We start from the raw sequence: 6626 nt of genomic DNA, 5'->3' as shown, positions 1-6626 counted from the left end.
GTGCGGTGGTGCGGTGGTGCGGTGGTGCGGTGGTGCGGTGGTGCGGCGGGTGGTGAAGCAGGCCGGCTGGTCTTGTGCGGTGGTGGTGCCGTTTCGCTGTCGGGTGGCAATGAAGCCGGAGGCCGGGATTCGGGCGGGTGGTGTGGTGTGGTGGGGCGTTGTACCGGCGGTGCGGGGCCGGTGGTTGTGCGGGTGCGGGTGCGGGTGCGGGTGTGGGTGTGGGTGGGTGGGGTTAGGGGTGGGTGGTGACGGTGGAGGTGAAGATGGTGCGGCCGTTTTGGTGGCCGGTGATGTCGACGTGGCCGGGGGTGGTGGGGGTGGCGTCGATCCAGCAGGGGGTGTCGAGTTCGGCGTAGTGGTGGAAGCGGGTGGCGATGGAGGCGGGGGTGTAGGTGCCGGGGGGGTGGAGGGCGGTGGCGGCTTGGCGGGCGGCTTCGATGAGGACCATGCCGGGGTGGTGGTCGTTGGCGTGTTCGAAGAGGATGGGGTGGTCGAGGTCGGGGTTGAGTTGCCAGCGGCGGGGGTGGTCGGTGGGGGCGAGGACGACGTCGAGGGGGAGGATGCGGCCGGCGTGGGCGGGGGGTATGGGGGTGCGGCGGGGGAGGGGTCGGGTTAAGCCGGTCTGGCCGTGGTCGCCGCGGAGCCTGCGGTAGGTGGAGGGGGCGACGCAGGTGAAGGTGGCGGTGCCGCGGGCGACGGGTTCCCCGCCGCGGTGGATGGTGACTTCGAGGTGGCCGGAGAAGCGGTTGCCTTTCCAGCCGAAGCCGGTGCAGGAGGCGTGGATGGCGAGGTCGCTGGGGCTGCGGCCGATGCGCAGGCGTTCGGGCCGGGAGGTGAAGTCCAGGCTCCAGAGCAGGACGTTGTGGCCGAGGGGGACGCCGTAGACGGCGTGGCAGAGGTAGAGGCCGGTCTGTCTGACGGTCTCGCCGGCCTGGACGGGGTCGTGGCTGGTGCCGTCGGCGCTGGTGAAGAAGGTGTGGGCGCGGGGCCACTGTCCGGTCAGGAGGTAGGTGTCCTCGCCGGTGCGCTCGCAGCCGGTGAGGAACACCTCGGCCAGGGAACGGCGGTGGACGTACTCCCGGGGGACGGTGGTGGTCAGCCCCGGTACTTCGTTACAGCGTGTCCAGGTGTGCCCCGTTTCGGGCAGGGGGAGGACGGGGGTGTTCGTCTGGATCGTCAGCATGGTCATGGACATCTCCCGCGGAACCGTTTGACGGATGGGACGGGTTGCTCACGCGATTCGCAAGATACGGACTCTCCGGTTTTGTTTGCAAGGTCCGAGCGGGGTGCGGATGTCGCCCGCCGGCCGGGGCCGGGGCCGGCCGGCCGTGGTGGCGGGGGGCGGGCATGACGCCGACCAGCGGATATCGGGGCGGGAGGCGCCGGCCGTGCCGCCCGGCCCGCGGCTCCAAGTGGGAACCGCGCTTCCGGTCGTATGCGCCGGTCCGACAGGGTGTCGGCACGCGCCGTTCAGACGGCGGCCGCCGTCCGGGTTCCCGGGGGCGGCGGTGCGCCGGGCCGGGCCCGGCAAACCATTGGCAGGGGGGGTGGGTCGGTGTAAGACTCGGGGCCGCCGCCGGTAAGTTAAGAACCGGATGGGCGGTTTTTTAAACAGGGTGTTGACTGTCCGGTACACCCTGTCGCCGCCGTCCATCCTGGAGAGCTCCCAGATGAACCGTCAGTGCCCGATGGCGATCGATCTTTCCGGCGTGCGGATGCATGCCGAGGCGGCCCGTTTCCGCGAGCAGGCGCCGGCGGTGCCGGTGCTGCTGCCGGGAGGGGTCGGTGCGTGGGCGGTGACCCGCCACGCGGACATCCGCCGTCTGCTGGTCGATCCGCGGGTGTCCAAGGACGCCTACCGTCACTGGCCCGCGTGGGCCGCGGGGGAGGTCGGCGCCGAGTGGCCGCTGGCGATCTGGGTGTCGGTGCAGAACATGATCACCGCGTACGGGGAGGAGCACACGCGTCTGCGCAGACCGGTGGCCGCCGCGTTCACCTCGCGGCGGGTCGCCGCGATACGGCCCCGGATCGAGGAGGTCGTCACCGGGCTCCTGGACCGGCTCCAGGCGCTCCCGGAGGGCGGTGTGGTGGATCTGCGGGGCGAGTTCGCGCACGAGCTGCCGACGCGGATCGTCTCGGAGCTGTTCGGGATACCGGAGCGCTGGTGGGCGCCCCTGCACAAGATAATCAAGGCGTTCTTCGACACGGCGATCACCGCCGAGGACGCCCAGCGCAACGCGGCCGACCTCCACGTCACCATGGCCGGCCTGGTCGCCTACCGGCGCGAGCACCCCGGCGACGACATGACCAGCGCCCTGATCGCCGCCCGCGACGCCGCCGCCGCGGCCGACACCGCCGATGCGCTGGCCGAAGCCGCCGAAGCCGCGGCCGGCGCAGTGGCCGCTCCCCGGGCTGGTGCTGCGAACGCCGCCGCCGCCGCCGGTGCCGGTGCCGGTGCTGCCGCCGGGGCCGGGACTGCCCTGGCCGGGGCGGGCGTCGGGGCGGGGGCGCCGGGGCCGGTCGCGGGCTGCCCCGCCGCCGGGCGGGCCGCGGGCGGGCCGCCCGCGGCGCGGGATGGGGGCGGGGCGGGGGAGCGGTTCAGCGAGAAGGAGCTGGTCGACAACCTGATCCTGCTCTTCACGGCCGGCTACGAGACCTCCGTCAACCTGATCAGCACCGCCCTGTACGAACTGCTCCGCAACCCCGCCCAGTTGAAACTGGTCCGGGAGGGCGCCGTCTCCTGGGACGACGTCGTGGAGGAGGCGCTGCGCATCGAGCCGCCGGCCTCCTACGGGCTGGTGCGGTTCGCGGTGGAGGACATCGACATGGGTGAGGGCGTCGTCATCCCGAAGGGGGACCCGATCATCGTCTCCTTCGGGTCGGTGGGGCGGGACCCGGACCTCCACGGGCCGGACGCGGACCGTTTCGACGCCACGCGCCCCAGCCGCGGCCAGCACCTGTCGTTCGGGTTCGGGACGCACTACTGCCTGGGGGCGACCCTGGCCCGCCTGGAGTGCGCGATCGCGGTACGGCGCCTGTTCGAACGCTTCCCCCAAGCGGCACTGGCGCTGGGGGAGTCGGGGGAACCGGGCCGGGTGGAGTCGTTCATCTCCAACGGGCTGAGCGAGCTGCCCGTGCTCCTGGGAGAACCCGCACGCGACACCTGACCCCCCCAGGGGACACCCCCCCTCTTCCAGACCCCCGGACACCCCAGCCGGCCCCCCGGCCCCGCCCGAGCCCGCAGGGCCCCTCCGAGGGGCTCTCCGGCGGCCCCGGGGCCGCCGGGAGCGGCCGCCGGGAGCCGGGGCGCCCAGGGGGCGCAGGAGCGGCATCCCGGCGGCGCGAGGGCACGGAGGCACGAGCCTGGGCGGGCTGCGGTGCGCGACGGTCACGGATGCCCGGAGAACGGGGCCCGGACGTACGGACGTACGGACGTACGGGCCTACGGGCGTACGGGCCTACGGGGCGCGGGAGCGCGAGGACCGGGAGGGCGAGGGCCAGCCGGGGGGCAAGGACGCCTGGCCGCCGCCGCGGCGCCGCCGCGGTGCGTCTGCGGGGCGGAGCAGGACTGTCCCCGTGGTGGTGCGCACCGGGTGCTCGGGGCGGGTGGGGCGCGGGCGTTCGGGTCGTAAGAGGCGGGCCGGGACGGTACGAGGCGCCCGGTGCGGGTGGTGGGGTGTACGGGTGTGGCGCCGGTGCGTGTGGGGTGCGGGGCGTCCTCCAGGTCCTCCAGGTCCTGCCGGGATGCCGGGTGCCGGGCGTGGGGCTCCAGGGCGGAGGACGCGGGGTGTTGGAGGGCGTGGGACCGTCCGCGGTGCGCCCGGGCGTGCCGGCGGGGAAGCGTGCGGGCTGTCATGCGTGCGGCGCGTGGGGCGTGGGGCGTTCGGGTGCGGTGCCGTGCGGTGCGTGGGCGTGCCGGGTGGGGTGAGCCGGTGGGGCCGCAGGGCGCGGTGGCCGGGTCGTACGGGCCGCGGTGGGCGCCGGGGGACGGGCCGGGGGTCCTTCGGCGGACTCCGCGCGGGACGCGGGGCGTTCGGGGCGTCGCGGGGCTGCGGGTGTGACGCAGGGCCGGAAGCGGGGTGCTCGGCGCGTGGGGGTGCGGGGGCCCGGCCGGCCGGGGGTGTGGCGGGTGGGGTGCGCCGGTCGTTCGGGTGGGTGGGGTGGGTTCCGGACGTGAAGGTGCGGCGGGGGATTCCGGGGTGTGGGGTGTGGGGTGGGGGTGTGGTGCGGGGGTCGGGTGCGTGAGCGGTCCGTGAGGGGCCGGGAGCGGTGTGGGGTGGTCGGGGGGTGTGGCCAGTGGGGTTGGTGGGGTGCAAGGGGCGGTTGGGGCGGGAGGGTTCGGGGGTGGTGGTGCGGGGCGGGTGTTCGGGGGCCGTTCACGGCCGCTTGATAAAATACGGACCTTCTGGTTGGTTTTAGTGAGGGTGGCCGATCCGGTATGCGGATCGGGCGGGTACGAGCCCTCGGACAACGGAGGCACCGTGGCACGGCAGGAGCGTGCGGTACGTACGCGTCGCGCGATCTTGGAGGCCGCGGCGTCGGTCTTCGACGAGCGCGGCTACGACGCGGCCACCATCGCCGACATCCTTTCCCGGGCGGGTGTCACCAAGGGCGCCCTCTACTTCCACTTCGCCTCCAAGCAGGAGCTGGCCCAGGGTGTCCTGGACGAGCAGTTCGCCGAGGGCGGGGTGCCCCACCGGGAGAGCAAGCTGCAGGAACTCGTCGACGTGGCGATGGTGTTGGCGTACCGGATGAAACGCGAGCCGATGCTCAGCGCGGGGGCGCGGCTTTCGCTGGGCCCGGGGATGCGGGAGATCTTCGGCGGGGGGTCGGTGCCGGGCTGGATCGAGTTCACGCGGACCCTGCTGTGCCGGGCCAAGGAGCAGGGCGAGCTGCTGCCGCACGTGGACCCGGCGGAGACGGCGTGGATCCTTTCGGCCTGCTGGACGGGTGTGCAGATCTACTCCCAGACCCTCAGTGACCGTACGGACATCGAGGAGCGGGTCGCGGCCGTCTACCAGCACATCTGCCCGAGCATCGCGACGCCCGCGATGCTCGCGCGCCTGGACATCGCCCCCGACCGGGGGCAGCGCGTGACCGCGGAGATGAGGCCGGGGCCGGGGCTGCCGGTGCCGGAGCCCGACCCGGCGTTCTCCTGACCCCGCCCGTTCGCGTACGGGCCGCCGGGGCGGTCCGCGGGGGCGCCGGGCGGGGCTGCGGGGCGGGATGCCGCGGCGTTCCGTTCTTCCGTGCCGGTGTTGCGCGGCGTCCGGCGGGTACGGGAGCGGGGAAGGCTGCGGCCGCGGATGCCCGGGCCGTCCCCGGGCGCGGCGGCCGGCCGGGGCCGGGCCGCGGCGGCGGGTTCCGGCCGCCCGGGCGGCGCCTCCAGCGGGACGCGAGCCGGGCTCCGGTGAGGCGGCCGACTGTGACCGCGAAGATCTTGTACCCCCTGAGGCAAACCGCGTTGGCGGTTTGTGGAGACTCCATGGCGAAGCAGGAGCGTGCGGCGCGCACGCGGGAATCTCTGGTCCGTGCCGCCGCGGAGGTGTTCGCCGAGCAGGGGTTCGTCACCGCCTCGATCGCGGCGATCAGCCGCCGGGCCGGGGTGAGCGCCGGCGGTCTGCACTTCCACTTCGAGAGCAAGACCGCGCTCGCCCAGGCCGTCGAGGACCGTGCGGCCGAGGCCCTGCGGCACATCACAGCAGGCCGGCGCGTCTTCCCGACCCCGACTCCGACCCCGGCCCCGGCTGGTACGGCGGCGGCTACCGACACCGCTGACACGCTGTCCGGTGCGTCCGGTGCGGCGGGTGGTTCCTGTGTGCTGGGTGTGGCGGGCGGGGTGGGCGCCGGCCGGTGCGGGGGGCCGCCGGGGCCGAACGCGCTGCAGGTGCTGGTGGATTCCACGCACGCGCTGATGGCGCTGCTCGCGGGGGACGTGGTGGTACGGGCCGGGTACGGGCTGTGCGCGGACGCCTCCCGCAGGAGCGGGGTCGACCTGCGGCGGCAGTGGACCCTGTGGGTCCAGGAGGCGGTCGGGGCGGCGGCCCGGGAGGGAGCCCTGGCCGAGGGGGTCAGCGCGCGGGACGCGGCGAGCGCGGTGGTCGCCTCCACGGTGGGGCTGGAGGTCCTGGGTGCCGGAGAGCGGGACTGGGTCGCGCCCCACACCCTCACCCGGTTCTGGTCGCTGATGCTGCCGCGGCTCGCGGCGGCCGGAACCCTGGACGAGCTGCTGCCCCAGGGATCGCCCGCCGGCCGCGCCGAGACCCCCCGCACCCCGGAGAAGGCCTAGAACCCCCCTACAGACCCCCGCAGCTGGCCGGGGCCCGGGTTCTGCCCGCAATTCCTGGCCGAGGCCCCGAGCCCGGCCCGCAGCCCCCGCCCGGTACCGGAGTCCGAGTCGTGCCCGGCCCCTGGAGCCCGAGTTGGCCCCGGGCTGCGCCCCTGGGCGGGAGCTCCCCGTCCGGGCTCCCGGGCGGGCCCCGAGCCCGGACCGCAGCCCCTACCGGTGCCGGAGCCGTGCCCCACGGCCCTGGCACCCGAGTCGGCCACGGGCCGCCTCCGGGCCGCCCCCAAGCCGGGGGCCCTGGAAGGGAACTGGAACGGGAGTCGTCTCCGGGCGCCGGGGG

General features: G+C 74.9%; 4 protein-coding genes. 3 read left to right on the top strand and 1 reads right to left on the bottom strand.

Annotated features, from left to right (window positions below):
* Nucleotides 1-232 precede the first annotated feature (232 nt).
* Complete coding sequence (locus ACZ6S8_RS28335; RefSeq protein ID WP_469460234.1) at nucleotides 233-1189, bottom strand: ScbA/BarX family gamma-butyrolactone biosynthesis protein; 957 nt, start codon at nucleotides 1187-1189, stop codon at nucleotides 233-235.
* A 499-nt stretch (nucleotides 1190-1688) separates the two neighbouring features.
* Between ACZ6S8_RS28335 and ACZ6S8_RS28330 the strand changes: the two genes are divergently transcribed.
* From ACZ6S8_RS28330 to ACZ6S8_RS28320, 3 genes are all read left to right on the top strand, one after another.
* Nucleotides 1689-3167 carry a cytochrome P450 family protein gene (locus ACZ6S8_RS28330; RefSeq protein WP_469460233.1) on the top strand — a complete coding sequence of 493 codons (1479 nt, stop codon included), beginning with the start codon at nucleotides 1689-1691 and terminating at the stop codon, nucleotides 3165-3167.
* 1314 nt (nucleotides 3168-4481) lie between these two features.
* The gene (locus ACZ6S8_RS28325) at nucleotides 4482-5159 is read left to right on the top strand and encodes a ScbR family autoregulator-binding transcription factor (RefSeq protein WP_469460232.1); all 678 of its coding nucleotides are present in this window, start codon (nucleotides 4482-4484) and stop codon (nucleotides 5157-5159) included.
* 326 nt (nucleotides 5160-5485) lie between these two features.
* A complete protein-coding gene (locus ACZ6S8_RS28320) occupies nucleotides 5486-6289 on the top strand; it encodes a TetR family transcriptional regulator (protein WP_469460231.1) in 804 nt (267 codons plus the stop codon).
* Nucleotides 6290-6626 lie beyond the last annotated feature (337 nt).

The organism is Streptomyces sp. NPDC048461, from assembly GCF_055587105.1.
Note: the sequence above shows the minus strand (reverse complement) of the source record. Positions and strands in the feature narration are given on the sequence as shown.

Bases quoted from the DNA above. Each gene is read 5' to 3' on its own strand.
- ACZ6S8_RS28335 (WP_469460234.1), bottom strand. From the start codon at position 1,189: ATGACCATGCTGACGATCCAGACGAACACCCCCGTCCTCCCCCTGCCC.
- ACZ6S8_RS28330 (WP_469460233.1), top strand. From the start codon at position 1,689: ATGGCGATCGATCTTTCCGGCGTGCGGATGCATGCCGAGGCGGCCCGT.
- ACZ6S8_RS28320 (WP_469460231.1), top strand. From the start codon at position 5,486: ATGGCGAAGCAGGAGCGTGCGGCGCGCACGCGGGAATCTCTGGTCCGT.